The sequence below is a fragment of the Nonomuraea sp. NPDC047897 genome, assembly GCF_043204415.1.
In the GTDB taxonomy this organism is placed as follows: domain Bacteria; phylum Actinomycetota; class Actinomycetes; order Streptosporangiales; family Streptosporangiaceae; genus Nonomuraea.
In genome coordinates this window covers 81,508-107,821 of record NZ_JBIDCC010000018.1, presented here as the reverse complement: position 1 = coordinate 107,821, position 26,314 = coordinate 81,508, and the positions used below count along the sequence as shown (strand labels likewise).

The 26,314-nt window shown below is 72.7% G+C and carries 25 protein-coding genes and 1 pseudogene; 11 read left to right on the top strand and 15 right to left on the bottom strand.

Annotated elements, in window-relative coordinates; genetic code table 11:
* Positions 1–243: 243 nt before the first annotated feature.
* From ACGF0J_RS32910 to ACGF0J_RS32900, 3 genes and pseudogenes are all read left to right on the top strand, one after another.
* Positions 244–1,692: pseudogene (locus tag ACGF0J_RS32910) on the top strand (endo-1,4-beta-xylanase); the annotation flags it as partial.
* A 100-nt stretch (positions 1,693–1,792) separates the two neighbouring features.
* A complete protein-coding gene (locus tag ACGF0J_RS32905) occupies positions 1,793–1,921 on the top strand; it encodes an RICIN domain-containing protein (RefSeq protein ID WP_393152269.1) in 129 nt (42 codons plus the stop codon).
* A 216-nt stretch (positions 1,922–2,137) separates the two neighbouring features.
* A complete protein-coding gene (locus ACGF0J_RS32900) occupies positions 2,138–3,661 on the top strand; it encodes a non-reducing end alpha-L-arabinofuranosidase family hydrolase (RefSeq protein ID WP_393152197.1) in 1,524 nt (507 codons plus the stop codon).
* Positions 3,662–3,777: 116 nt separating this feature from the next.
* Here the strand turns inward: ACGF0J_RS32900 and ACGF0J_RS32895 are convergent, their stop codons facing one another.
* Entirely contained in the window at positions 3,778–4,461 is a 684-nt protein-coding gene (locus ACGF0J_RS32895) for a CGNR zinc finger domain-containing protein (protein WP_393152195.1), read from the bottom strand.
* 98 nt (positions 4,462–4,559) lie between these two features.
* Here ACGF0J_RS32895 and ACGF0J_RS32890 point away from each other — a divergent pair, with 98 nt between their 5' ends.
* Genes ACGF0J_RS32890 through ACGF0J_RS32880 form a run of 3 tightly spaced genes read left to right on the top strand, consistent with a single transcriptional unit; the run spans position 4,560 to position 6,119 of the window.
* Positions 4,560–5,012, top strand: coding sequence for a VOC family protein (locus ACGF0J_RS32890; protein WP_393152193.1), 453 nt, complete (start codon positions 4,560–4,562; stop codon positions 5,010–5,012).
* Positions 5,013–5,019: 7 nt separating this feature from the next.
* Positions 5,020–5,916, top strand: a complete 897-nt coding sequence (locus tag ACGF0J_RS32885; protein WP_393152191.1) for a pyridoxamine 5'-phosphate oxidase family protein — start codon at positions 5,020–5,022, stop codon at positions 5,914–5,916.
* An 11-nt stretch (positions 5,917–5,927) separates the two neighbouring features.
* The gene (locus tag ACGF0J_RS32880) at positions 5,928–6,119 is read left to right on the top strand and encodes a ferredoxin (protein ID WP_393152189.1); all 192 of its coding nucleotides are present in this window, start codon (positions 5,928–5,930) and stop codon (positions 6,117–6,119) included.
* Positions 6,120–6,148: 29 nt separating this feature from the next.
* Here ACGF0J_RS32880 and ACGF0J_RS32875 read toward each other — a convergent pair whose 3' ends face one another.
* The 5 genes from ACGF0J_RS32875 to ACGF0J_RS32855 all read right to left on the bottom strand — a co-directional run bounded on the left by ACGF0J_RS32875 (position 6,149) and on the right by ACGF0J_RS32855 (position 11,625).
* Positions 6,149–7,549, bottom strand: coding sequence for a sugar porter family MFS transporter (locus ACGF0J_RS32875; protein ID WP_393152187.1), 1,401 nt, complete (start codon positions 7,547–7,549; stop codon positions 6,149–6,151).
* A gap of 59 nt (positions 7,550–7,608) precedes the next feature.
* A complete protein-coding gene (locus ACGF0J_RS32870) occupies positions 7,609–8,208 on the bottom strand; it encodes a response regulator transcription factor (protein ID WP_393152185.1) in 600 nt (199 codons plus the stop codon).
* Complete coding sequence (locus tag ACGF0J_RS32865) at positions 8,205–9,329, bottom strand: sensor histidine kinase (protein ID WP_393152183.1); 1,125 nt, start codon at positions 9,327–9,329, stop codon at positions 8,205–8,207. The genes ACGF0J_RS32870 and ACGF0J_RS32865 overlap by 4 nt, the downstream gene beginning before the upstream one ends.
* Positions 9,326–10,405: a sensor histidine kinase gene (locus ACGF0J_RS32860; protein ID WP_393152181.1), complete on the bottom strand. Its 1,080-nt coding sequence runs from the start codon at positions 10,403–10,405 to the stop codon at positions 9,326–9,328. The genes ACGF0J_RS32865 and ACGF0J_RS32860 overlap by 4 nt, the downstream gene beginning before the upstream one ends.
* A gap of 98 nt (positions 10,406–10,503) precedes the next feature.
* Positions 10,504–11,625, bottom strand: a complete 1,122-nt coding sequence (locus ACGF0J_RS32855) for a hypothetical protein (protein WP_393152179.1) — start codon at positions 11,623–11,625, stop codon at positions 10,504–10,506.
* A gap of 153 nt (positions 11,626–11,778) precedes the next feature.
* Between ACGF0J_RS32855 and ACGF0J_RS32850 the strand changes: the two genes are divergently transcribed.
* From ACGF0J_RS32850 to ACGF0J_RS32840, 3 genes are read left to right on the top strand one after another with little or no spacing between them, the layout of a single operon-like run.
* The gene (locus tag ACGF0J_RS32850; RefSeq protein WP_393152177.1) at positions 11,779–12,693 is read left to right on the top strand and encodes an LLM class F420-dependent oxidoreductase; all 915 of its coding nucleotides are present in this window, start codon (positions 11,779–11,781) and stop codon (positions 12,691–12,693) included.
* 54 nt (positions 12,694–12,747) lie between these two features.
* Positions 12,748–14,220, top strand: coding sequence for a 3' terminal RNA ribose 2'-O-methyltransferase Hen1 (locus ACGF0J_RS32845; protein ID WP_393152175.1), 1,473 nt, complete (start codon positions 12,748–12,750; stop codon positions 14,218–14,220).
* Complete coding sequence (locus ACGF0J_RS32840; protein ID WP_393152173.1) at positions 14,204–16,669, top strand: polynucleotide kinase-phosphatase; 2,466 nt, start codon at positions 14,204–14,206, stop codon at positions 16,667–16,669. The genes ACGF0J_RS32845 and ACGF0J_RS32840 overlap by 17 nt, the downstream gene beginning before the upstream one ends.
* A gap of 124 nt (positions 16,670–16,793) precedes the next feature.
* Here the strand turns inward: ACGF0J_RS32840 and ACGF0J_RS32835 are convergent, their stop codons facing one another.
* The 3 genes from ACGF0J_RS32835 to ACGF0J_RS32825 form a co-directional block, all read right to left on the bottom strand.
* Positions 16,794–17,318: a hypothetical protein gene (locus ACGF0J_RS32835; RefSeq protein ID WP_393152171.1), complete on the bottom strand. Its 525-nt coding sequence runs from the start codon at positions 17,316–17,318 to the stop codon at positions 16,794–16,796.
* 182 nt (positions 17,319–17,500) lie between these two features.
* Complete coding sequence (locus ACGF0J_RS32830) at positions 17,501–18,760, bottom strand: class I SAM-dependent RNA methyltransferase (RefSeq protein ID WP_393152169.1); 1,260 nt, start codon at positions 18,758–18,760, stop codon at positions 17,501–17,503.
* Between the two features lie 58 nt (positions 18,761–18,818).
* Positions 18,819–20,852 (bottom strand): APC family permease, encoded by a 2,034-nt coding sequence (locus ACGF0J_RS32825; protein ID WP_393152267.1) that lies wholly within the window; start codon positions 20,850–20,852, stop codon positions 18,819–18,821.
* Positions 20,853–20,963: 111 nt separating this feature from the next.
* Between ACGF0J_RS32825 and ACGF0J_RS32820 the strand changes: the two genes are divergently transcribed.
* Both ACGF0J_RS32820 and ACGF0J_RS32815 read left to right on the top strand, forming a co-directional pair.
* The gene (locus ACGF0J_RS32820; protein WP_393152167.1) at positions 20,964–21,629 is read left to right on the top strand and encodes a potassium channel family protein; all 666 of its coding nucleotides are present in this window, start codon (positions 20,964–20,966) and stop codon (positions 21,627–21,629) included.
* Complete coding sequence (locus tag ACGF0J_RS32815; RefSeq protein WP_393152165.1) at positions 21,629–22,288, top strand: potassium channel family protein; 660 nt, start codon at positions 21,629–21,631, stop codon at positions 22,286–22,288. Before ACGF0J_RS32820 ends, ACGF0J_RS32815 begins: the two co-directional genes overlap by 1 nt.
* 104 nt (positions 22,289–22,392) lie before the next feature.
* Here ACGF0J_RS32815 and ACGF0J_RS32810 read toward each other — a convergent pair whose 3' ends face one another.
* From ACGF0J_RS32810 to ACGF0J_RS32785, 6 genes are read right to left on the bottom strand one after another with little or no spacing between them, the layout of a single operon-like run.
* Entirely contained in the window at positions 22,393–23,061 is a 669-nt protein-coding gene (locus tag ACGF0J_RS32810; protein ID WP_393152163.1) for a DUF3159 domain-containing protein, read from the bottom strand.
* A gap of 3 nt (positions 23,062–23,064) precedes the next feature.
* The gene (locus ACGF0J_RS32805; RefSeq protein WP_393152161.1) at positions 23,065–23,451 is read right to left on the bottom strand and encodes an OB-fold nucleic acid binding domain-containing protein; all 387 of its coding nucleotides are present in this window, start codon (positions 23,449–23,451) and stop codon (positions 23,065–23,067) included.
* Positions 23,452–23,490: 39 nt separating this feature from the next.
* A complete protein-coding gene (locus ACGF0J_RS32800; RefSeq protein WP_393152159.1) occupies positions 23,491–24,126 on the bottom strand; it encodes a DUF3710 domain-containing protein in 636 nt (211 codons plus the stop codon).
* Between the two features lie 39 nt (positions 24,127–24,165).
* Positions 24,166–24,642, bottom strand: coding sequence for a dUTP diphosphatase (dut, locus tag ACGF0J_RS32795; RefSeq protein ID WP_393152157.1), 477 nt, complete (start codon positions 24,640–24,642; stop codon positions 24,166–24,168).
* A complete protein-coding gene (locus tag ACGF0J_RS32790; RefSeq protein WP_393152155.1) occupies positions 24,639–24,941 on the bottom strand; it encodes a hypothetical protein in 303 nt (100 codons plus the stop codon). The genes dut and ACGF0J_RS32790 overlap by 4 nt, the downstream gene beginning before the upstream one ends.
* Complete coding sequence (locus tag ACGF0J_RS32785) at positions 24,938–26,206, bottom strand: AI-2E family transporter (RefSeq protein WP_393152153.1); 1,269 nt, start codon at positions 26,204–26,206, stop codon at positions 24,938–24,940. Before ACGF0J_RS32785 ends, ACGF0J_RS32790 begins: the two co-directional genes overlap by 4 nt.
* Positions 26,207–26,314 lie beyond the last annotated feature (108 nt).

Sequence of the window (26,314 nt, the reverse complement as noted above, 5' to 3'; positions counted from 1 at the left end):
GACTGGTCGCACTCCCCGCCGCCGACAGAGGCGGCGGGACGGAGCACACACGGGGCGGAAAGGCGCTGTCAAGAGCACCCTCGGGCGCGGCGGGTCGGCGGAGGGAGCGCCCGAGCGCGCTCACCTCGGGCTATCGGGTGCGACCGCGGGCGAGTCGCGAGAGCGTCGCCATGAAACTTTCATCCGAGCGCCCGGCGAGTACGGCCGAAACTTTCAGGAGCCACAAGCGCCACCGTGATCGCCATGCTCGACACAGGAAGCGGCAGGCGTGGCCGAAAGTTTCACTCCGTCCTTGACAAGTTTCGACGCGATTCTCACACTGAGTGCCCGAGGCGATCTCCTCTACCGGCCCGGAGCCGGGGGACTGCCGTCCCGACGCCTGCGGATGGCGTCCCCACCGGGCGCTGCACCGGTCCCGCGGGGGTGTCCCGCGCGATCCTTCCCATGATCCGCACAGGAGGCTCAAGCATGCGTGTCGACGCCATGTCCCCGCCTGCCGCCCGACGGCCGCTCGGCGCGCGCCGCCGCACGCTGATCACCGGCGTGCTCGGCGCACTCGGCCTGATCACGGCACTGGCACCAGCGATTCCGGCCCATGCCGCGGCGAACACGCTCGGCGCGGCAGCCGCGCAGAGCGGCCGCTACTTCGGCACCGCCATCGCCGCGGGCAAGCTCGGCGACCCCGCCTACACGACGATCGCCAGTCGCGAGTTCGACATGGTGACGGCCGAGAACGAGATGAAGATCGACGCCACCGAGCCCAACCGGGGGCAGTTCAACTTCACCGCCGGAGACCGGGTCTACAACTGGGCCGTGCAGAACGGCAAGCGGGTGCGCGGGCACACCCTGGCCTGGCACAACCAGCAGCCGGGCTGGATGCAGTCGCTGTCGGGCAGCTCGCTGCGGCAGGCGATGATCAACCACATCAACGGCGTCATGGGCCACTACAGGGGCAAGATCTACGCCTGGGACGTGGTCAACGAGGCCTTCGCCGACGGCAACTCCGGCGGCCGGCGCGACTCCAACCTCCAGCGCACCGGCAACGACTGGATCGAGGTGGCCTTCCGCACCGCGCGCGCCGCCGACCCGGCCGCCAAGCTCTGCTACAACGACTACAACATCGACAACTGGACCTGGGCCAAGACGCAGGGCGTCTACAACATGGTCAGGGACTTCAAGGCCCGCGGCGTGCCGATCGACTGCGTCGGCCTGCAGTCGCACTTCAACGGCAACAGTCCCTACAACAGCAACTACCGCACGACCATCCAGAGCTTCGCGGCACTGGGGGTCGACGTGCAGATCACGGAGCTGGACATCCAGGGCGGCTCGGCCACCACGTACGCCAACGTCGTCCGCGACTGCCTGGCGGTGCCGCGCTGTACCGGCATCTCGGTCTGGGGAGTTCGCGACAGCGACTCCTGGCTCGGCGCCAACGCCGCCCCCCTGCTCTTCGACGGCAACGGCAACAAGAAGGCCGCCTACACCGCGGTGCTCGACGTGCTCAACGGCGGCGGCACGACGCCGCCGCCCGGCGGGGGCGAGATCAGGAACACGGCCTCCGGCCGCTGCGTGGACGTGCCCAACTCCAGCACCACCGACGGCACCGCGGTGCAGCTGTGGGACTGCAACGGCCAGGGCAACCAGCGGTGGACGCGGACCACGGCCGGGGAGCTGAGGTACGGCGACAAGTGCCTGGACGCCGGGGGCTCAGGCAACGGCGCCAAGATCCAGATCTACTCCTGCTGGGGGGGGCGACAACCAGAAGTGGCGCGTCAACTCCGACGGCACGATCGTGGGCGTACAGTCCGGGCTGTGCCTGGACGCCGTCGGCGGCGGCACCGGCAACGGCACGGGGCTGCAGTTGTACGGCTGCTGGGGCGGCGGCAACCAGAAGTGGACCTACAACCCGGGCACCGCGTGAGCTCCACCGGCCGGCCGCCCGGACGCCTGGGCGTCACGGAGGAGCGCGGACCCTCGCGGAGCGCCGTCCGTCCGCTTCGGTGAACCTCTCACTGCACGAGCAGTGCGGCTGATCTCCCGGAAGGCGGGACTCCGGGTAGGCCGCACTGCTCTCACCACGCGAATGTTAGCGCTAACAGAAGGGCCGGGCGCCACCCCCACCCCCAAGGAGCTCCGCATGTCCCCGAGCCGTCACCAGCACTTCCGGGCCGCAGGCCCGACCGCCGCGCGCTCCGTCACCGGCCGGGTGGCCGGTGCATCCCACCCTGTGAGGCACGTGCTCGCGGTTCTCGCGCCCCTGCTTCTCGTCGGCGTGTTCCTCACGCCCCAGGCGTCGGCCGCGACCGTCGACACCAGCGCGTGGTACGTCCTGGTCAACCGCAACAGCGGCAAGGCCCTGGACGTCTACAACCTCTCGACCGCCGACGGCGGCCGCATCACCCAGTGGACCAGGAACAACCAGAACCAGCAGCAGTGGCAGTTCGTCGACTCCGGCGGCGGCCACTACCGCATCAGGTCCCGCCACTCCGGCAAGGTCCTCGACGTCCACAACTTCTCCACCGCCAACGGCGGCGCGATCGTCCAGTGGGCCGACGGCAACGGCGTCAACCAGCAATGGCGCCTCGCCGACAGCCCGGACGGCCACATCAGGCTCATCTCACGCCACAGCGGCAAAGCCCTCGAAGTCCAGGGCGGCTCCACCGCCGACGGCGCCAACATCGTCCAGTACGACGACTGGGGCGGCGCCAACCAGCAATGGCAACTCGTCCCGGTCGGCGGCGGCGATCCCGGTACGTGCGATCTTCCCTCGACGTACCGCTGGACCTCGACGGGCCCGCTGGCGACCCCGAAGGCGGGGTGGGTCTCGCTCAAGGACTTCACCGTCGCCCCCCACAACGGCAGGCATCTCGTCTACGCCACGACGCACGACACGGGCACCCGGTGGGGCTCGATGAACTTCAGCCCCTTCACCAACTGGTCCGACATGGCCTCGGCCGGCCAGAACACGATGTCCTCCGCCACCGTCGCGCCCACGCTCCTCCACTTCGCCCCGAAGAACATCTGGGTGCTCGCCTACCAGTGGGGCGGCACCGCCTTCTCCTACCGGACCTCCAGCGACCCCACCAACCCCAATGGCTGGTCGTCACAGCAGGTCCTCTTCTCCGGGAGCATCTCGGGCTCCGGCACGGGTCCCATCGACCAGACGCTCATCGGCGACAGCACGAACATGTACCTGTTCTTCGCCGGCGACAACGGCAAGATCTACCGGGCCAGCATGCCCATCGGGAACTTCCCGGGCAGTTTTGGCAGCACCTCGACGGTGATCATGAGCGACACGACGAACAACCTGTTCGAAGCCGTCCAGGTCTACAAGCTCCAGGGTCAGAACCGATACCTCATGATCGTCGAGGCGATCGGCGCGCAGGGCCGCTACTTCCGCTCGTTCACCGCCACCAGCCTGAACGGTTCGTGGACACCGCAGGCCGCGACCGAGAGCAATCCCTTCGCCGGCAAGGCCAACAGCGGCGCCACCTGGACCAACGACATCAGTCACGGCGAGCTGATCCGGACCAGTGCCGACCAGACCATGACCGTCGACCCCTGCAACCTGCAGTTGCTCTACCAGGGACGCAACCCCAACTCCGGCGGCGACTACGGCCTGCTGCCCTACCGGCCGGGTCTGCTGACCCTGCGGCGCTGATGGCGTGACCCGGTCCTGGGCACGGCGGCTCCGGCAGTCGCCGTGCCCAGGTCCTTGCGGCCGGCCTGGCGCAGCTCACCTCGTTCTGAGGTGCCGGTGGACTCCGACGTCGTCGATCATGGGCGGCGGACCTTCGCGTAGTGGCGGGCGGCGCGGGCGCGGTTGCCGCAGCCGGGCGAGCACCATTCGCGCCGGGGGGACTCGCGAACGAAGTGCAGGACGCAGCCCGGCCCCCGGCAGGCGCGCAGCCGGTGCCGGGCCGGGCCGGCGAACAGGTCGATCGCCTCCTCCGCGAGGACCGCCAGGGCGGCGGTGACGGGCCGGTCGGCGCTGCGCACGACCGCGCGCGGCTCCGGGTCGAGCACCAGCTCGCGCCATCGTGGCGCCCGTCTCGCCTGGCGGTTCAGCGCCTCGACCGCCCCGGGGTCCGGCGCGGGGTGCGGCGCGGGGTGCGGCGCGGGGTGCGGGGTGGGGTCCGGTGCGGGGGCTCCGGCGAGGCCGTCGTCGTCCTCGTCGTGGGCGGCGCAGCGGGCCGCGGCGGCGGCGGCCAGGGTGCGGATGGCGTCGCGGAGCTCCCTGGCCTGCGCCAGGTCGTCCTCGGTCACCCCGTGCAGGTCCGCGTCCGTCAGCGGGACCGCCAGCCGCGGCCGTACGTCGCGCAGCCAGGCGGCCAGGTGCTCGGTCGTGCGCAGGCCGTCGCGCAGGCGGCCGCGCACCGCGTGCGCGGTGTTGGCCAGCTCGACGGGCGGCGGCTCTCCGAGCAGCGGGGCACCCCCGCCGGAGAAGTCGGCCACATCCACGTTCTCACGCTACCCAAGAGTTGACGCCGTGAGAAATATGCTCCACCATTCTAACGGCAAGTAATGTAGCAAACCGTTAGAACTGCTGGAGGTTCCGCATGGGCACGCCCGCGCTGCAGACCGGCCACGTCGGCCTGAACGTCACCGACCTGTCCCGCTCCATCGCCTTCTACCAGCGGGTCTTCGACCTCGAAGTGGTCGGCGAGCAGACCGGCGGCGACCGCCGGTTCGCCTTCCTCGGCCGCGAGGGCACTCTGATGGTCACGCTGTGGCAGCAGAGCGACGGCGACTTCCCGGCCGACCGGCCGGGCCTGCACCACCTGTCGTTCCAGGTGCCCGACGTCGAGGCGGTGCGCCGGGCCGAGGAGGTGCTGCGCGAGCTGGGGGCGACCCTCGTCTACGACGGGATCGTGCCGCACGGCGAGGGCGCGTCGTCCGGCGGCGTGTTCTTCACCGACCCCGACGGCATCCGCCTGGAGATCTACGCCCCGAACGCGGCCGGCGCCGCGCCGGCGCCCACCCAGGGCGCTCCGACCTGCGGCTTCTTCTAGAGCCGTGATGACGCACGAAGGAGAGACGGCGGCACAGCGGCGTGCCGGGTTCACCGGCTCCGGCTGGGGGTCGGCCGGGGTGAAGGCGGCCGTGCCCGCCGTGGCCGCCGAGTTCCTCGCCCGGCAGCGGCTGCTGGTGATCGCCGCCGCGGACGCCGCCGGGGCGGTCTGGGCCAGCCCGCTGGCCGGGCCGCCCGGCTTCGCCGCCGCGCCGGACGAGCGGACCGTCACGGTGGACCGGCTGCCCGGCCCCGGCGACCCGCTGGCCGGCCGCTTCGACACGGAGCGCGACATCGGGATGCTGGCGCTGGAGCCCGGCACCCGCAGGCGGATGCGCGTCAACGGCCGCGCCCGCCGCGACGGGTCGGGCCTCGTGGTCCGTACGGAGCAGGTGTACGCCAACTGCCCCAAGTACATCCAGACCCGTACACCCACCGACGAGCCCGCCCCGGCGGGGACCGGGGCGGCCACCAGGAGCGAGCGGCCGGACGACGGCCAGCTCCGCTGGATCGCGGGCGCCGACACGTTCTTCGTCGCCACCCGCGCGCCCGGCCACGGCGCCGACGCCTCGCACCGGGGCGGCAGTCCCGGCTTCGTCCGGGTGACCGGCGCCGGGCGGTTGACCTGGCCCGACTACGTGGGCAACGCCATGTTCATGACCTTGGGCAACCTGGAGCTCGACCCCCGGTGCGGGCTGCTGTTCCTCGACTGGGAAGGCGGCCGGGCACTGCACCTGACCGGCCGGGCCCGGGTCGACTGGGACCCGGAGCGGGCCGCCGCGGTGCCCGGGGCGCAGCGGCTGGTGGACTTCGACGTCGAGCAGGTCGTCGAGGTGGCCGGGGCCGTGCCGCAGCGCTGGGCGTTCGAGGCGTACTCCCGGTTCAACCCGCCCGTCACCACCTGAAGGGACCCGTCATGCGCGTCCACGTCGACATGACCCTGTGCCAGACCCACGCCCAGTGCGTGTTCGCCGCGCCCGAGGTGTTCAGCCTCGACGGCGACGACGTCCTCACCTACGACGCCGCGCCGGACGACGCCCTGACCGACGAGGTCGAGCTGGCCGCCCGCGCCTGCCCGGTGCAGGCCATCACCGTGCGCCACGACTGAGCGGCGTCCGCGAAGGAGACCCACGCGTTCTAGCCCATCTCCTCCAGGCGCCGCCCCTTGGTCTCGCGGACCCAGCGCATGACGAACAGGAAGGACAGCACCGCGAAGCCCGCGTACATGGCGTAGGTGAGCGGCAGGTTCCACTCGGACAGGGCCGGGAACGACACGGTGATCACCCAGTTGGCGATCCACTGCGCCGAGGCGGCGACGCCGAGGGCGGCGGCGCGGATCCGGTTGGGGAACATCTCGCCCAGCAGGACCCAGACCACCACGCCCCAGGACAGGGCGAAGAAGAGCACGAACGTGTTGGCGGCCACCAGCGCGATCGGGCCCTGCGGGCTGGGCAGCTGCGGCGAGCCGTTCACCGTCTCGGCGGCGCTGAACGCCCACGCGGCCGTGGCCAGCGAGACCGCCATGCCCGCCGAGCCGATGAGCAGCAGCGGCCTGCGCCCGATCCGGTCCACCAGCGCGATCGCGATGAACGTGCCGATGATGTTGATGACGGAGCTGGAGAAGCTGATCAACAGCGAGTTGGCCTGGGTGATGCCGACCGACTGCCACAGCACGGACGAGTAGTAGAAGATCACGTTGATGCCCACGAACTGCTGGAACACCGACAGCACGATGCCGATCCAGACGATCGGCAGCAGCCCCAGGGCCGAGCCGCGCAGGTCGCGCAGCGTCGGCTTGTCCTCGGTCCTGAGCACCGTGTGGATCTCCGCCAGGCGGGCGTCCAGGTCCACGTGGTCACCCTCGACCTCGGCGAGCACCTTGCGCGCCTGCTTGTCGCGGCCGGCCATGACCAGGTAGCGGGGCGACTCGGGGATGTTCGCGGCGAACAGCCAGTAGAGCAGCGCGGGCACGACGCAGGCGCCCAGCATCCACTGCCAGGCCTCCAGCCCCCACAGCCGGTTGTTGACGTCGCCGCCCGCCAGCCGCGCGATCACATAGTTGACCAGCTGGGACACGGCGATGCCGAGCACGATGGCGAGCTGCTGGAACGACCCCAGCCGGCCCCGGTAGGCCGCCGGCGCCACCTCGGCGATGTAGGCGGGCCCGAGCACGGACGCCATGCCGATCGCGACACCGGCCAGCACCCGCCACCCGGCGAGGTCATAGATGGTGAACGGCAGCATCTGCCCGATCGAGCTGATGGCGAACAGCGCGGCCGCCACCTGCATCGTCCTGGTCCGCCCCCACCGGTCGGCCAGGCGTCCGCCGGTCCAGGCGCCGATGGCCGAGCCGAGCAGCGCGATGGCGACGACGACACCGATCTCCACGGGTCCCACGGCGAAGTGCTTCTGGATGCCGACGACAGCTCCGTTGATCACGGAGCTGTCGTAGCCGAACAGGAACCCGCCGATGGCGGCCGCCGCCGTGATGAAGACGACGTGGCCGAGATTCTCCTGGTGTGTGCCCCGATAAGCCATGTCCGCCCCTCCCCAGGTCAGGGCACCTACCCGGCGTGACGGCGTTTATGGCACGCGGGTCACAGCCAGCCCATGCGCTGGGCGGTGCGGATGGCCTCCAACCGGTTCTGGGCGCCCAGCTTGGTCATGGCGCTGGACAGGTAGTTGCGCACCGTGCCCTCCGTCAGGTGCAGCTCGGCGGCGATCCGGGAGATGGCGGCGCCGTCGCTGGCCAGCCGCAGCGCGTCGCGCTCACGTTCGGTGAGCGGGCTGTCGCCCGCGGCCATGGCGGCGGCGGCCAGCTCGGCGTCGAGGTAGCGGCCGCCGGTCTGGACCTTGCGGATGGCCATCGCCAGCTCCTCGGCGGAGGCGTCCTTGCCGAGGAATCCGCTGACCCCGGCGGCCATGGCGCGGCGCAGGTAGCCGGGACGGCCCAGGCTGGTCAGGATCACGATCTTGCAGTGGGAGCTGATCTGCTCGGCCGCGCTGAGCCCGTCCATCCCGGGCATCTCGATGTCGAGCACCGCGACGTCCGGCCGGTGTTCGGCGACGGCGGCCAGCACCTCGTCGCCCCGGCCGACCTGGGCGACCACCTCGATGCCGTCCTCCAGGTCGAGCAGGGCGGCCAGGGCGCCGCGGATGAGGTGCTCGTCGTCGGCCAGCAGCACGCGCGTCGTCATGCCGGCACCGCCGCGCGGAGCAGGAAGGTGCCCTCGCCCGTGGGCGTGGCCGACAGCGTGCCGCCCGCGGCGCCGACACGCTGGGACAGCCCGCCGAGCCCGTTGGGGTTCGGGTCGCCGGCCGGGCCGTTCACTCCGTCGTTGGACATCTCCAGCACTCCGTCCTCGATCGTGATCCTGCAGTGCTCGGCCTTGCTGTGTTTGAGCACGTTCGTGGCCCCTTCACGGACGACGGTGGCCAGCAGCGTACGGGTCTCCGGCGCCAGGGACGAGGTGTCGGCGGCCACGACGCAGCGCACGCCCGCGGCCTCCAGCACCGCCCGCACGCTGGAGAGCACCTCGTCGAGGTCCAGCGCGCGGTAGTTCTGCACGGCGGTGCGCACCTCCCGTAGCGCCTGCCGGGTCAGGTCGCGGACCTCGAACATCTCGGCGGCGGCCGCGACGGGGTCGTCGCGCAGCCGCTCCTCCGCGTGCGCCGTCCTGCCCGAGATGCCGGCGAGGCTCTGGCCCAGCAGGTCGTTGAGGTCGCGGGCGAAGCGCAGCCGTTCCTCCGAGACGGCGAGCAGGGCCTTGGCCTCCTGCCCTTCGTGCGCCTCCCTGGCCATCCGCCACAGCGCCAGGTTGGCCAGGACGGCGCCGACCACCACCGTCGACGCACCGACCTGGACGAACACCAGCGGCAGGTACAGCGCCTGGACCAGCGCGACATAGCCGTTGAGCACCACCACCGTCGCGACGGACACCAGCAGGAGCGTGCGCCTGCGCACGAACGGCGCGAGCATGCCGAGCCAGAGCGCGACCGCGTACACGAGCGGGAGGACCGTCAGCAGGAGCGTGATCACTCCGGTGACGGCGAGGACGGCCGTGGGCCGCCGGCCGCCCCTGACCGCGACCCTGAACGTCCGCCCCGCCAGCACGACCTGCACGACCAGCAGAACGGCGGACAGGACCGCGGCGGCGAGCGGGAAGCCGTGCTCCCATCCCAGGTAGACCTCGTACAGACCGAGGAGGGCGATCAGGTGGACGAAGTCGGTCGAGTAGACGATCAGCCAGCGGACCTTGTCCAGGTTGGTCGCCGGCCGGGCGAACCGGCCGAGTCCCCGGGCGGCGCGCCGGATCATGCGGGCACCGCCGCCCGGAGCACGAAGTCGCCGTCCGGCAGCCCGGTCGCGGTGAGCGAGCCGCCCGCGGTGGTCATCCGCTCCGCCAGCCCGCGCAGCCCGCTGCCCGGCTCGGCGGTCGATCGCCGCGCGCCGTCGTTGCGCATCTCCAGCACCCCACCCTCGATCGTGATCGCGCACCGGGTGGCCGCGCTGTGCTTGAGCACGTTGGTGCCGCCCTCGCGCACCGCCCACGCCAGCAGCGCCCGGGCCGCGGGCGACAGGTCACCGGCGCGAACCTCGATCACGCAGCGGGTGCCCCCGGCCTCCAGCGCGGCGCGCACCCCGGCCAGCTCCTCGTCCAGGTCCAGCGTCTGGTAGCCGTCCACGGCCTCCTGCACCTCGGTGAGCGACTCGGCGACGAGGCGGCGCACGTCGGCCATCTCGCGCGCCGCCCGCTCGGCGTCCTTGGTGGCGAGCTTGGCGGCCAGCTCGCTCTTGAGCGTGATGACGGAGAGGCTGTGGCCGAGCAGGTCGTGCAGGTCGCGGGCGAAGCGGAGCCGCTCCTCGGAGACGGCCAGCCGCGCCTTGGCCTCCTTGCTGTCGTGCGCGTCCCTGATCGTCCACCACAGCCAGCGCCACAGCCACATGGCCACGGTCATCGCGAGCGCGCTGAGCCCCTCGACGACCACCACGCCAGGCCACGGCCGGCCGGTGACCAGGGCCACGTACGAGGAGGTCAGGCCGATCACCACGGCAGCGAGGGCCAGCCCTCCCCACACGGGCAGGTAGAGGACGGCGACCGACACCCACAGGAACGCGACCATCGCCCAGGAGCCCTCGCCGGTGCCGCCGTCCGGCGGCACCGGCACGAGCGCCACGGCCGCGGCCGCCGCGAGTCCCGAGACGACGAGCTTCACCGTGGGCCGCGGCCGGGCGTCGAAGGCGTCGCGCAGCATGAACGGGAAGAGGCCGAAGACGGTGAGCAGGCTCACCTCGGCGGCGAGGGCGCGCGGCAGCGCGATCCTGCCCTGGGCGGCCCGTAACGCGATGTAGGCGGTGATGCCGACGGCGAGGAGGGCCACCATGGCGTCCATCCAGTAGAGGAGGACCTTTCTCGCTCTCTCCGGCCGGGCCGCCACCGTCCCTCCCCCTCACCGCACGAACCAGCTCACTTCGTGCGAAATCCTACAGTTCAGGCAGGGGTGCGCCAGAGGATGCGGGCCACGGCGGGGTCCTGGGCGGGGCCGCGCAGGGAGAGCCAGGCGAGGCCGTGGCGGCCCGCGAACGCCGACAGCCTGCGGGCGTCGGCCTCGCTCAGGCCGTCGGGGCCGTCGAGCACGGGGGTCAGCGCGATGCGCCGCCCCGCCTCGCGGGCGCCGGTCAGGCCCTGGGCCTCGGCGACCTGGTCGCGCGCCGCCCGGACGGCGGACGCCACCCGCCCCAACCGGCCGTCGGACGCCCCGGTCTCCGGCCGTGGCTCCCACAGGGCGGCCACCTCGCGCACCGGGTACGGCGTGTGCCGTCCGCGCGCCTCGACAGGAGCCAGGAGGTTGACGGTGGTGACGTCCACGCCGAGCCGGCGGGTGAGCCGGAGCAGCTCGACGTCCTGCTCGGCCAGGCCGTCCGGGTGGAGCTCCAGCGTGAAGCCGACCCGCACCGGCAGGGCCTCCTGCAGCGCCCGGACGGCGCGGGCCCGGCGTTCGGCGGCGACGTGGTCACCGCCGTCACGCACCTCGAAGTCCAGGAACGCGGCTCCGGTGGCGGTGACGAGCGAACGGTAGGCGGCGGCGAGGTCGTCGACGGTGGCGCACGCCCCGGCCAGCCCGCGGCCCGCCGGCCCGCCGAGCACCAGCCCGGCCTGTCCCCCGCCGGCGCGCAGGTCGGCGAACGGCCCCCGCAGGTCGCCGAACGCGACCGCCGTGCCGCCGGCCGCCGGGCCTGCCCAGCGCGGGACGCAGCCGCCCGGCTCGGCGATCACGTGGCCGACGGCGTAGCGGCGCAGCCCGGTACGGCGGGCGTGGGCGGCGAGGCCCAGCACCGGCGTGCGGGTGGCGTCCAGGAAGGCGACGAACGCCGGCCCTTCCCCCGTGCCCGGCCCGCCCGGGGTTGCGCCCGGGGTGGCGCCCGGGGCTGCGTCCGTGCCGGGCGGCCGACCGGTGGGCGTGTCGGCTCCGGCCCCGCCCCCGGCCCCGGCAACGGGCGCGGAGCGGGGTCCGGCGTCGGGCTGCGCCCGGCCGGGCAGCAGCCCCACCGCCACCCCGGTCGTGCCGGACAGCGCCAGCGCGGCGAGGAAGGCGAGAGGACGCGGGAGCATGCCCGGCTCCCGTTGGCGCCGCGAACCCGACATGGCCCACCCCGAGTCGTCACGTGGTTACACAGAGCACTGGCGGCAGACGTTAGCAAGGGGCGGGGCCGGCGTGGGGGGCATTCTCCGGATGCCGTCCGCTCTGTGCCGATAATGGCGTCCATGAAGTTGCGGATCTTCACCGAGCCCCAGCAGGGCGCCTCCTACGACGACCTGCTCACCGTCGCCCGCGCCGCCGAACGGCTCGGCTTCGACGCGTTCTTCCGTTCGGACCACTACCAGCGCATCGGCGCGGGCGACCCGGGACCGGGCTCCACCGACGCCTGGATCACCCTCGCCGGCCTGGCCAGGGAGACCTCCACGATCAGGCTCGGCACGCTGGTGACGCCGGCCACGTTCCGGCTGCCCGGCCCGCTGGCGATCAGCGTCGCCCAGGTGGACCAGATGAGCGGCGGCCGGGTCGAACTGGGGCTGGGCACCGGCTGGTTCGACGCCGAGCACACGGCGTACGGCATCCCGTTCCCGCCGGTCGGTGAGCGCTTCGGCCGGTTCGAGGAGCAACTGGAGATCATCCGGGGTCTGTGGACGGCGCAGGGCCCCTACTCCTTCGAGGGCAGCTACTACCGGCTCGCCGACTCGCCCGCGCTGCCGAAGCCGGCGCAGCGCCCGCACCCGCCGATCATCATCGGCGGCTTCGGCGCCAAGCGCACCCCGCGGCTGGCCGCCGCCTACGCCGACGAGTACAACGTGCCGTTCCGTACGCTGCCCGACACGGGTGAGGCGTTCGACCGGGTACGCCGGGCGGCGGCGGACGCCGGGCGGACCGTCATCCTGTCGGCGGCGCAGACCGTGTGCGTCGGACGGGACGCGGCGGAGTTGGAGCGGCGCGCCGCCGCCATCGGCACCGGCCTGGCCGACCTGCGCGAGGGCGGGCTCGCGGGCACGCCCGGCGAGGTGGTGGAGAAGATCGGCGAGCTGGCGAAGCGGGGGGCCGAGCGGGTCTACCTCCAGGTGATGGACCTGTCCGACCTGGAGCACCTGGAGCTGATCGCCGCGGAGGTCCTGCCCCACGTGTAGCCTCTCGCGACTTATCCGTTAGCGCCGCTTTGCCCGCTCCGGCAGACTTGGCCCGTGCTGTTGACGATCTCGACCACCGCGCGGCCGGCCACGGACCTCGGATACCTCCTGCACAAGCATCCCGACCGGGTGCAGGAGTTCGGCCAGTCCTTCGGCACGGCCACGGTGTTCTATCCCGAGGCGGGCGAGGAGCGCTGCACGGCGGCGCTCCTGCTCGACGTGGACTCCGTGTCGCTGGCCCGCTCGCGCGGCAAGGGCTCGCCCGACTTCAGCCTGTCGCAGTACGTGAACGACCGGCCGTACGCGGCCTCCTCGCTGCTGGCCGTGGCGCTGGCCGACGTGTTCCGCACCGCCCGCGCCGGGCGGTGCCGGGCCCGGCCGGAGCTGGCGGAGCGGCCGCTGCCACTTGAGGTGCGGCTACCCGCGCTGCCCTGCCGTGGCGGCCCCGAGCTGGCCCGGCGGCTGTTCGCACCGCTCGGCTGGGAGGTGTCCGCTCAGTCGGTGCCCCTGGACGAGGGCTTCCCCGAGTGGGGCGACTCGCGGTACGTGCGGCTGGAGCTGCGCGGCGCCGTGCGGCTGGCCGACGCGCTCAACCACCTGTACGTGCTGCTGCCCGTGCTGGACGACGGCAAGCACTACTGGATCGCGCCGGACGAGGTGGACAAGCTGATCCGGGCGGGCGAGGGATGGCTGCGCGACCACCCCGAGCGCGGGCTGATCACGCGGCGTTACCTCGGGCGGCGCTGGGCGCTGGCCCGTACGGCGCTGGCCCGGCTGGCTGAGCTCGGCGACGACACCGAGGAGCAGCTCGACCCCGCGGTGGCGGAGGGCCCGGTCACACCGGCCCATGTGACGCCGCAGGAGGGTCCGGTCACCCAGGCCCCCGTGACGCCGGACGACGGCCCCCCGGCCGTCCCGCCCCGCCCGCTGAGCGTCCAGCGGCGCGAGGCCGTGCTGGCGATGCTGGAGGAGCTCGGCGCGACCAGCGTCGTCGACCTGGGCTGCGGCCAGGGAGAGCTGGCCGGCGAGCTGCTCGCCAGGCCGCGGTTCGCCCGCGTCGGCGCGATGGACGTGTCGTCGATGGCGCTGACGATCGCCGCGCGCAAGCTGAAGCTGGACCGGATGCCGGAGCTGAAGCGCGCCAGACTGCACCTGTTCCAGGGCTCGCTCACCTACACCGACAAGCGGCTGTCCGGCTACGACGCGGCCGTCCTCATGGAGGTCGTCGAGCACGTCGACCCGCCGCGCCTGGAGGCGCTGGAACGGGTGGTGTTCGGGCACGCCCGGCCGGCGCACGTGCTGGTGACCACGCCGAACGCCGAGTACAACGTGCGCTACGAGTTCCTGACCGGGATGCGCCACCCGGACCACCGCTTCGAGTGGACCCGCGCCGAGTTCGCGCACTGGGCCGCCGGCGTGGCCGCCCGGTACGGATACCGCCTCGCCGTCAAACCCGTCGGCGACGACGACCCCGAGGTCGGCCCGCCCACCCAGATGGGAGTCTTCACCCGTGATCAGGATTCCTGAGCTGTCCCTCGTGGTGCTCGTCGGCGTCTCGGGCAGCGGGAAGTCGACCTTCGCCGCCCGGCACTTCAAGCCGACGCAGATCATCTCCTCCGACTACTGCCGCGGCCTGGTCTCCGACGACGAGACCGACCAGTCGGCCACGCCCGCGGCGTTCGACCTGCTCCACCACATCGTCGGCGTGCGCCTGTCGCGCGGCCTGCTGACCGTCGTGGACGCCACGAACGTGCAGTACCCCGCTCGCAAGGCGCTGATCGACCTGGCCAGGAGCCACGACGTGCTGGCCGACGCGATCGTGCTCGACGTGCCGGAGGAGGTGGCGATCGAACGCAACGCCACCCGACCCGACCGCGACTTCGGCGCGGGCGTGGTGATCCGGCAGCGCAAGGACCTGCGCCGGTCCCTGCCGAGGATCTCCAAGGACGGTTTCCGCCGGGTGCACGTGCTGCGCGGCGTCGAGGAGATCGACACGGCCGCCGTCGGGCTCGACAAGGCGTGGACCGACAGGCGGGAGCTGACCGGGCCGTTCGACATCATCGGCGACGTGCACGGCTGCCGCGCCGAGCTGGAGGCGCTGCTGACCCGGCTCGGCTGGGAGGGCGTCCGGCACCCCGACGGTCGCACGGCGGTGTTCGTCGGCGACCTGGTGGACCGGGGCCCCGACACGCCGGGCGTGCTGCGCCTCGTGATGGACATGGTGGAGGCCGGCACCGCGATCTGCGTGGCGGGCAACCACGAGCAGAAGCTGGTCCGCGCGTTGAACGGCCGCAAGGTCAAGGTGGCGCACGGCCTGCAGGAGTCGCTCGACCAGCTCGCCGCCGAGCCGCCGGAGTTCGTCGCCCGGGCGCGGGCGTTCATGGACGGCCTGATCAGCCACTACCAGCTCGACGGCGGACGGCTCGTCGTCGCGCACGCCGGGCTGAAGGAGTCCTTCCACGGCCGCGCCTCCGGCCGGGTCCGCGCGTTCGCCCTGTACGGCGAGACGACCGGCGAGACCGACGAGTACGGCCTGCCGGTGCGCTACCCGTGGGCCGACGACTACCGGGGCCGCGCCATGGTCGTCTACGGCCACACGCCCACGGTCCGTCCCGAATGGGTCAACAACACCATCTGCCTCGACACCGGCTGCGTGTTCGGCGGCCACCTGACGGCGCTGCGCTACCCCGAGCGCGAGCTCGTCCAGGTGCCCGCCGAGAAGGTCTGGTACGAGCCGGTCAAGCCGCTCGGCGGCCCCGACGCCGGCCGGGAGCCCGGCATGCTGGACATCAACGACGTGCGGGGCACCCGGTACGTGGAGACCCGGTTCGGCACCCGGGTCAAGGTGGTGGAGGAGAACGCCGCCGCCGCGCTGGAGGTGATGAGCCGGTTCGCGGTGGACCCGCGCTGGCTGGTCTACCTGCCGCCGACGATGGCGCCGCCGGAGACGTCGCGGCTCGACGGCTACCTGGAGCACCCGCACGAGGCGTTCGAGGAGTTCGCCGCCGCCGGGGTGACCGAGGTCGTGTGCGAGGAGAAGCACATGGGCTCGCGGGCCGTCGCCGTGCTGGCCCGTACCCCCGAGGTGGCCCGGGAGCGGTTCGGCGTCGCCGACGGCGGCACGGGCAGCGTCTACACCCGCACCGGGCGGCCGTTCTTCGACGACACGGCGCCGCTGGTCGACCGGTTACGCGAGGCGTGCGAGCCGTTGTGGGCCGAGCTGCGCTCCGACTGGGTGGTGCTCGACTGCGAGCTGCTGCCCTGGTCGGCCAAGGCGGGCGAGCTGATCCGCAGCCAGTACGCCTCGGTGGGGGCGGCCGCGCGGACGGCGCTGCCCGAGGCCGTGTCGGCGCTGGAGACGGCGGCCGGGCGCGGCCTGGATGTGGGCGGACTGCTCGACCGCACCCGGCGCCGTTCCGCCAACGCTGCCCTGTTCCGCGACGCCTACGCCCGCTACTGCTGGCCGGTGGACGGGCTGGAGGGGGTGCGGCTGGCGCCGTTCCAGATCCTGGCGTGCGAGGGACGGGCCACGGCGCTGGAGCCGCACGCCTGGCACCTGGAGACGCTGGCGCGGCTCGACTCGCCGCTGATCACGCGGACGCGGCACGTGTCCGTGTCGCTGGACTCCGCCCGGTCGCGGGCTGAGGCAACGGACTGGTGGGAGTCGCTGACGGCGGCCGGCGGCGAGGGCATGGTGGTCAAGCCTGCGGGCTACGTGCCGGGCCGGGTCCAGCCGGGCGTCAAGGTGCGGGGGCGGGAGTACCTGCGCATCATCTACGGGCCGGACTACACCGAGTCGCTGGACGTGCTGCGCCGGCGTTTCCTGGGCAAGAAGCGGTCGATGGCGCTGCGCGAGTACGCGCTGGGCCTGGAGGCGCTGGCCCGCCTCACCGACGGGGAGCCGGGCTGGCGGGTGCACGAGCCGGTCTTCGCGATCCTCGCCCTGGAGTCGGAGCCGGTGGACCCGCGGCTCTGAGCCACCCGGCGGGCCGCCAGGTGCGAGCCACAGGCGCGGACCACCAGGCGCGAGCTGTCAGGACGCACAGGCCATCGGGACGCACAGGCCGTCAGAACACGCGAGCCGTCAGGACCGCGAGCCGTCAGGACACGCACCAGTCCCTGACGGCTTGCACGATCTCGGCGGCCTGACCGGCGGCGACGTCGGTGAAGCGCTCCTGGGCGTCGCTGACCAGGCGGCCGTCCGGGACGCCGCGGCGGATGTCGTCGCAGGTGGCGCGGGCGCGGCTGAGCGAGCGGTCGGCCTCGGACGCCAGCCACGGGGCGATCGCGCCGAGCCGGGTCAGGAAGCGTGCCTGCTGCTCGGGCCTCGGCTCGCGCGACCCCGCCTCGTCGTCGCCGTGGGCCGGGGAGCCGCCGGGCGAGCCGGTGACGGAGCCGCCGCTCGACGCGAGCAGGTGGCCGGGGACGTCGGCCGCCCCGCCGATCGGCCCGCCGGACGCCACGACGACGGTGCCCACGGCAGCCGTGAACCCCGCCGTGACGAGCGCGACCGCGAGGCGACGCCGGCGCGGCGAACCCGGCGCGGGCCCGCCCGGCGGGCCGGGCGGGCGCGGGGACGACGGCCCGCGTTCAGCGGTGACGGAGTGGGAGGGCCGCGGAGACATGATCCGCACGCTACGCCTCTTCCCCGCGTCCCTGCCCGCCCTTTGCGAAAGTGGGCGGCCGCCGCCGAACGCGGTTTCGAGCGCCTCTACTTGCGGCGGCGGGTGACCAGCCGGACGATGATGACGACCACAGCGACGATCACAAGCAGTTGGATGAGTTCCGGGACACCCATGTTCACGGTCTACTCCTTGACCAGCAGGGCCACGCACTCCACGTGGTGGGTCATCGGGAAGGCGTCGAAGGCCCGTAGTCCGTCGAGGCGGTAGCCGTGCTCGGCCAGCCACGCCAGGTCACGCGCCAGCGTCGCCGGGTCGCACGAGACGTACACGACGCGCGGCGCCTCAAGCATGGCGACCCGGTCGACCACCTCGCGGCCCAGCCCCGAGCGGGGCGGGTCCACGACGACCAGGTCGGCCCGTTCGATCTCGAACCGGTCGAGCCCCTCCTCCACCCGTCCGCGCTCCACGCGGGCCTGCGGCAGGTCGCGCAGGTTGGCGCGGGCGTCGCGGACGGCGGCGGCGTCGGACTCCAGGCCGAACACCGCGCCCCCCGGGCCGACCGCCTCGGCCAGCCCGGCGGCGAACAGGCCCACGCCGCAGTAGAGGTCGAGCGCCCACTCCCCCGGCTGTGGGGCCGCGTAGGACAGGACGGCGTCGAGGAGGGCGTCGGCGGCGCCGGGATGCACCTGCCAGAAGCCGCTGCCCGACACCCGGAACTCCCGCTCGCCGGCCCGTTCGCGCAGCACCCCGGAGCCGTGCCGCGCCACCGTGCGGCCCTTGCCCTGGTCGAGCAGGATCGACGCGGGCGCGTCGAGGTCGGGCACGGCGACGCTGCGGTGCGGGCGGGGCCTGACGACCACGGCGCGGTCCCCGCCGGTAGCGGCGATCACCTCGACGCCGGCGGCGCCCCGCCACGCGCGCCGCTCCGCGCCGACGGCCTCCACCTCGGAGTGGGCGATGAGGCAGGCGTCGACCACCTGGATGTCGTGCGAGCGGTGCTTGCGGAAGCCCAGCTCGCCGCCGGGGCGGGCGGCGAACTGCACGCGGGTGCGCCAGCCGAGCCCGCCGGGCGCGCCCGGCACCTCCTCGACCACGACCTTGGTCTCGACGCCGGCCAGCCGGCGTAGCTGCTCGGCCACCACGTCGGCCTTCAGCGCCCGCTGCGCTGCCAGACTCGCGTGCTGCCAGTCGCAGCCGCCGCAGCGGCCGGGGCCCGCGTAGGGGCACGGCGGCGTCACCCGGTCGGGTGACGGGTCGAGGATCTCGACCGCGTCGGCGCGCAGGAACCGGGCCGTCTCCTCGGTGACCTCGGCGACGACCCGCTCGCCAGGCAGCGCGTGCCGGACGAACACCACCCGCCCCTCGTGGCGGGCCACGCACCAGCCACCGTGCGCGACCGGTCCGACCGTCAGCTCCAGAGATGCCCTGTCCTCACTGTCCACACGGACACCCTATGCCGTGGCCGGGCACGCCCCGGTCTGCCGTGTCCGGGAAGGGGCGTCAGCGGGCGCCGATCTCCTCGTCCTCGGCGCGGCCCCGCGACGGCCGGCGTACCGACCCCGGCGCGGCCGGCTCGGGACGGCCGGTCAGCCGGTCGGAGGAGTGGAGCTGCCACGGCACGCTCGTCACCATCACCCCGGGCTTGAACAGCAGCCGCGCCTTCAGCCGCAGCGCGCTCTGGTTGTGCAGCAGGTGCTCCCACCAGTGGCCGACCACGTACTCGGGGATGAACACCGTCACCACGTCGCGGGGCGAGCGGCGCCGCAGGTGCTTGACGTAGTCGAGGATCGGCTGGGTGATCTCCCGGTACGGCGAGTCGAGCATCTTCAGCGGCACCGGGATGCCGCGGCGCTCCCACTCCTCCTGCAACTGGCGGGCCTCCGCCCCCTCCACGCCGACGGTGACGGCCTCCAGAGTGGACGGCCTGGTCGCCCGGGCGTAGGCGAGGGCCCGCATCGTCGGCTTGTGGATCTTGGAGACGAGGACGATGGCGTGGTTGCGGGCCGGCAGCATGGTGGTGTCGTAGTCGCCGGTGATCTCCAGCTCGGCCGCCACGTTGTCGTAGTGCCGCCGGATGCCCTTCATCATGAGGAACAGCACCGGCATCGCGATGCACACGATCCAGGCGCCGACCAGGAACTTCGTCAGCAGCACGACCACCAGCACCAGGCCGGTCATGACGCCGCCGAAGAAGTTGATCGCCCGCGAGCGGTGCATCTGGTGGCGCACCCGCGCGTCGGTCTCGGTCTTCAGGTGGCGCGTCCAGTGGATGACCATGCCGGTCTGGCTGAGCGTGAAGGACACGAAGACGCCGACGATGTAGAGGTTCAGCAGCCGGCTGACGTCCGCTTGGAACCCCCACAGCAGCAGGCAGGCCGCCGCGGCCAGGATGACGATGCCGTTGGAGAAGGCCAGCCGGTCGCCGCGGGTGTGCAGTTGGCGGGGCAGGAAGCGGTCCTGGGCGAGGATCGAGCCGAGCACCGGGAAGCCGTTGAAGGCGGTGTTGGCGGCGAGGAACAGGATGAGCGCGGTCACCGCCGAGATCACCACGAACAGCAGCGAGCCGCCGCCGAACACCGCGTCGGCCACCTGCGAGATGATCGGCTGCTGGTGGTAGCCGGGCCCGACCGGGGTGCCGTCGGGCCGCAGCAGGTCCTCGGCCACCACGGACGGGTCGGCGACCTTCACCCCGGAGGCCAGGCCGAGGGCGATGATGCCGCCGAACATGCTGATGGCGATCAGGCCCATCATGAGCAGCGTGGCGGCGGCGTTGCCGCTCTTCGGCTTGCGGAAGGCGGGCACGCCGTTGCTGATCGCCTCGACGCCGGTCAGCGCCGCGCAGCCGGTGGAGAAGGCGCGCAGCACCAGGAAGGCCGCGGCGAACGCGGTCAGGTTGGTCTGCTCGGGCACGATGTCGAAGTCGGCGCTGGGCGCCCGCAGCTCGTCGCCGAAGAGGAGCAGCCGCACGCCGCCCCAGGCGACCATGCCGAGCACGGCCGCCATGAACGCGTAGGTGGGGAAGGCGAAGGCGCTGCCCGACTCGCGCAGGCCGCGCAGGTTGACCACGGTCAGCAGGACGACGATGCCGATGGCGACGGCGGGTTTGTGGGCGGCGACGAACGGGATGGTCGCCCCGACGTAGTCGACGCCGTTGGCGACCGACACCGCGACCGTCAGCACGTAGTCGACCATGAGCGCGCTGGCCACGGTCAGCCCGGCGTTCTGGCCGAGGTTGGTGGTGGCGACCTCGTAGTCGCCACCGCCGCTGGGATAGGCGTGCACGTTCTGCCGGTACGAGGCGACGACGGTGAGCATGACCACCACGACCGCCGCCGCCACCCACGGGCTGTAGGCGTAGAAGGAGACTCCGGCCAGCGACAGGATGATGAGGATCTCCTGCGGCGCGTACGCCACCGAGGAGAGCGCGTCGCTCGCGAACACCGGCAGGGCGATGCGTTTGGGCAGCAGTTGCTCGTGGAGCTGCCCGCTGCGCAGCGCCCGCCCCACGAGGAGGCGTTTGAGAAGATCCGTCATCTTCGCCACAGAACGAGAGCGTAGTCCTCGATCCGCTGGTTGCAGGCGAGCACTCCCCTATCAGGCCATACTGGTGTCGAGCAACCGGCCGACCGCGAGATGCGGGGGAGTATGCATATAGTGATCATGGGGTGCGGGCGGGTCGGATCGACCCTCGCGCACATCCTCGAGGACAACGGCCACTCGGTCGCGATCATCGACCGCGACCCCCAGGCGTTCCGCCGCCTGCGGGCCGGGTTCCGCGGCCGGCGGGTCACGGGTGTCGGCTTCGACCGCGGGGTGCTCATGGAGGCGGGCATCGAGTCCGCCACCGCCTACGTCGCGGTGTCCAGCGGCGACAACTCCAACATCATCTCGGCGCGGGTGGCGCGTGAGACGTTCGGCGTCGACAACGTCGTCGCCCGCATCTACGACCCCCGCCGCGCGGAGGTCTACCAGCGGCTGGGCATCCCCACGGTGGCGACCGTGCGCTGGACGGCCGACCAGATCCTGCGCCGCGTCATGCCCGAGGGCGCCGAGCCGCTGTGGCGCGACCCGACGGGGAGGGTCGTGCTGGCCGAGGTGCCGGTGAACCCCGCCTGGATCGGCATCCGGGCCGTGGAGCTGGAGCCGCGCGCCCGGTGCCGTGCCGCGTTCATCAACCGGATGGGCGAGTCGCTGGTGATCGCCGACGACACCGTGCTGCAGGAGGGTGACATCCTGCACGTCATCGCCGCCGAGGACGACATGGACCGGATCAACAAGGTGCTGGCCGCGGCACCGGGGAAGGACGACTGATGCGCGTCGCCATCGCGGGGGCAGGTGCGGTCGGCCGGTCCATCGCCGCGGAGCTGCTGGAGAACGGCCACGAGGTCCTGCTCATCGACATCGACCCCAGAGCCATCAAGATCGACAGTGTGCCGCGCGCCGAGTGGCTGCTCGCCGACGCCTGCGAGATCGCCTCGCTCGACGAGGCGGGGCTCAACAACTGCCACGTCGTCGTCGCCTCCACCGGCGACGACAAGGTCAATCTGGTCGTGTCGCTGCTGGCCAAGACCGAGTACGGGGTGCCGCGCGTGGTGGCCAGGATCAACCACCCCAACAACGAGTGGCTGTTCAACGAGTCGTGGGGCGTGGACGTGGCCGTCTCCACCCCGCGCCTGCTGAGCGCTCTGGTGGAGGAGGCGGTCAGCGTCGGCGACCTGGTGCGGCTGATGACGTTCCGCCAGGGGCAGGCCAACCTCGTCGAGCTGACCCTGGCCGACGACGCGCCGGTCGTGGGCCAGCGGGCCGGCTCGGTGCCGTGGCCGGTCGACTCGGCGCTGGTGGCCATCCTGCGGGAGGGACGCGTCCTGGTGCCCTCCGACGACGACCCGCTGGAGGCCGGCGACGAGCTGCTGTTCGTCGCCAACCAGGAGGTCGAGGGAGAGCTCGCGCACCTGCTGTCGCAGCACTGACCCTGTCGCAGCACTGACCCTCGATGTGGAGGCCGGGTCCGTGACGGACCCGGCCGCGCGCCGTCGCGGCGAGCGGCCCCGCGCCGTCGCGGCGACGGGCCCGCTCAGGCGGGGGCGATCGGCTTGATCGGGGTGCGGCCCCGGCCGAGCACCCACACCATCGCGGCCAGCGCGGCGATCTGCAGCGGCCAGCCCATCGCGATCTTCGCCAGGCCCAGCGCCGCCACGGCCTGGTCGCCGCCGCCGAACAGGTAGACGGGGAGCTGGACGGCCACCCGCACCACGCACGGCAGCATGAGCAGCCACGTCAGCCGGGTGCACAGCCTGACGATGCCGGGGTCCTTGTGCCAGCCGGTCGGGTCGCCCGTCACGGAGCCGATGAGGAACCCGACGACGGGCCAGCGGGTCACGATCGAGACGAGCATGGCGACGGCGTAGGCGCCGTTCCACAGGATGCCCGGCAGGAAGTAGTCCTTGGCGTCACCCGTGCGGCTGGCGAAGAACGCGCCGATGGCGATGCCGACCAGGCTGTTGATCACGAACTGCGGGGTGGACCGCTGCACCAGCCGGGCGACGAGGAGCAGCACCGACAGCGCGATGCTGATGATCAGCGACAGTCTGAGGTCCTCGGTGGTGATCCAGGACAGCGTGAACGCCGCCGTGGGAACCGCCGCCTCGACGATGCCGCGCACCCCGCCGAACGCCTTGGCGAGCTGGGACCGTACGGCCGCCTCCACGGTGTCGTGGGCGACCTCGTCCGCCTCGGTACTCACTGATCAACTCCCTGGGCGCAGCTCGTAGCGTGGATTGAACATCACCTTGCGCCCGTCCTGCATGCTGACCAGACCCTCGGCCTTGACGATGCGGCCCGGCTCGATCCCCGCGATCTTGCGGCGGCCGAGCCAGACCAGGTCGATGACGTCCGACCCGTCGTACAGCTCGGCCTCCAGCGCGGGGGCGCCGCCGCGCGGGCGCAGTGTCACCGTACGCAGCGTACCGGCTACGCAGAAGCGACGCCGCCCGCCACACGAGGCGATCGGCGTCGCGCCGGTCTGCTCGGCCTCCGCCCGCAGCTCCTGGGCCTCGATCTCGGTCTGGGGGGACGCCAGCCGACTGAAGAACCCACGCAATCCCCCGCGTTTGGGGGGTCCTGCCGTAGTCATGATGAATCAGCTTATGCGATGAGAGCCGGGCGGGGGCCGTCAGCGGATCTCGCTGATCTCCGGCCCCCGTTTGAACGGGTTGAGCCCGGGCCGGTCGTCGGTCTCGGCCCCGGGCTCGCTGGGCCTGCGCAGCACGATCGGCTCCTCGCGGGCCATCGGCTCGTCGCCGCGCACGACCACGACGTCGCGCAGGAAGTCGAGGAACGGCCCGGCTGCGGCGTCGTCGGCGGCCGCGTCGCCGTGCACGATGGCCAGCAGGCACCAGCGCGGGCCGTCCACCCCGATGTAGCGGGCCGGGCGGGCGACGCCCTCGGTGGTGATCTCGCCGGTCAGCTCGGTGCCGAACGGGCCCGGCCGCTCGCGCAACGTGCTCACCTGCTGCATGACCTTGGTCTTGACCTCGTCCCACAGGCCCAGCGTCTTGGGCGCGGCCAGGGCCTGGAGCTGCAGCGTGCTCTCCCCGTGGATGGCGACGACGCCGATGTGCTGGTCTCCCACCGAGGCCAGCCGGACGTCGAAGTCGGGGTTGTGCGGCAGCCGCAGGCCGCCGAGATCGATCCTGTCAGTGTCGGGGTGGGGCTCCTCGGCGTCCCACGGGCCGGACTCACGCATGGGCGCGGTCGCCTCCTCGGGCACGACCCGCTCGGACTGCTCATGCCGACGACGTCGGAACACGTGTCTCACTCTCCCCTGCCTGGGCGTCCTGGCGGACGCTCAACGTCCTGTCGAACCGAACCCGCCGCCGCCACGCGCCGAGTCGGGCAGCCGTTCCACCTCGCGGAACACCGCCCGTTCGACCCGCTGGACGACGAGTTGCGCCACCCGGTCACCCCGCCTGACGCGGAACGGCTCCTTGGCGTCGGTGTTGATGATGGTCACCTTGATCTCGCCCCGGTATCCGGCGTCGACCGTGCCCGGCGCGTTGACGAGCGTGACGCCGTGCCTGGCGGCTAGCCCGGACCGCGGGTGCACGAAGGCGGCGTAGCCGTCGGGCAGCGCGATCGCCAGGCCGGTGCCGACGACCGCCCGCTCGCCCGGCAGCAGCTCCACGTCCTCGGCCGCGTGCAGGTCGGCGCCCGCGTCGCCCGGGTGGGCGTAGCCGGGCGCGGGCAGGCCGGGGTCGAGCCGCTGGATGAGGATCTCCGTCGTGCCCGGCTGGTCGCCGGTCGCCGCGGGGTCGATACCGGTCAAGGATTCACCTCGAATTCGTGGTGTTCGGCGGCGATGGCCGCCGCGTCGCCGTGCCTCGCGAAGTGCTCCATGTCCACCTGGACGAAGAGCGCCGCCGCCCGGACGGCGACCGGGCCGTCGGAGGCGCCGATGCGCCCCTCAGCCTCAAGGTACGCCTTGCGGCCGGCGATCCCGTTGCACCAGGCACGCAGGTGGAGTGTCGTGCCGACGGGAACGGGGCGGGCGGCGGGGTCGTCACGGGCGAACGGGTCACGGATGACGAGGTTACTCGCTGCCGGTGGGGCGCTCGGCCTGATCACCCCGCGCCGGCGGCTGTCTCCGAACCCTCGGACGGCCTGCCGGCGGGCGACGCGGCGGCCTCGGCACTCGTGGTCGTGGGGGCCGCGGCGGCCTCGGTACTCGCGGTCGCGGGGCCCGTGGTGGCCGGCCGCGCGTCGTCGTCGGAGGGCTGTGCCGGGCCCGGCGGCTCGGGGCCGCCCGGCGGGGCCGACGGTTCGGCCGGTGGCAGCGCCATCGGCTGGTGGCGCAGCTCCGGCAGCGCCCGGTAGATCACGGCCGCGACCGGCACCGCCACGGCCGCCCCGGCGATGCCGCCGAGGATGCCGCCGACCGCCAGCACGATGATGATCGCCAGCGGGTGGAAGTTGAGCGCCCGGCCCACGATCAGCGGCTGAAGGACGTGGTTCTCCAGTTGCTGCTCCACCACCAGGATGCCGACGAAGATCAACGCGTAGACGATGCCCTTGGCGCCCAGCGTGACGAGCGTGGCGACCGTGCCGGCGAAGAAGATGCCGACGATCGGGATGAAGCTGGCCAGGAAGATGAGCACGGCCAGCGGCGCCCACAGCGGCACGCCCATGCCGGCGAGCACGATGCCCATGATCAGCCCGTGGACGGCGGCGACGGCCACGGTGCCCTGCACGTAGTGCGACAGCGTGGTCCACGCGGCGCGGCCCGCCCGGTCGACGCGCGGTGACATCGAGCCGAATCCCTTGAGGAACCACCCCCAGATCCGGTCGCCGTCCTTGAGCAGGAAGAACGTGACGAAGAGCAGCAGCACGAGCGAGGCCAGCACCTCGACGGCGACCGCGCCGGCCGACAGGACGGTGCCGGTGATCGCCGTGCGCTGGGTGTTGACCATCGCCGCGACCTCGTCGACGTACTGGGTGATCTGCGCCTGCTGCAGGTGCAGCGGGCCGGTGATCAGCCACTCCTGGACGTCGCGGGCGGTGGCCTGCACCTGCTCGACGAGGTTGGGGAACTCCTCGGTGGCGCGGGCGCCGATCAGCCAGCCGGTGCCGACGAGCACGGCCAGCGCCACCAGCATGGTGATCCAGGTGGCGTAGATGGGCCGCATGCCGGCCTGGCGCAGGCTGTTGGTCAGCGGGAACAGCAGCGCGGTCAGCAGCAGGGCGATCGCCACGGGCAGCGCCACGAAGCTGAGCCGGCCGATGCCGAGCGCGAAGAAGTAGACCACCACGCCGACGAGGATGAGGCAGGCACACCATGCGGCCATCGTGGCCAGCACGGGTGGCACGAGCTTGGTGGGGCGGTCCTTCAGCACACTCCCAGACTGGCACGTCCGGCCGGGTAATGCGCGCCGTTGAATGATCGGGTCTGGCACGGCGCCCTCCGGCGGAGGGCGCCGTGCCGGCCGTGCGTCACGGGCCGC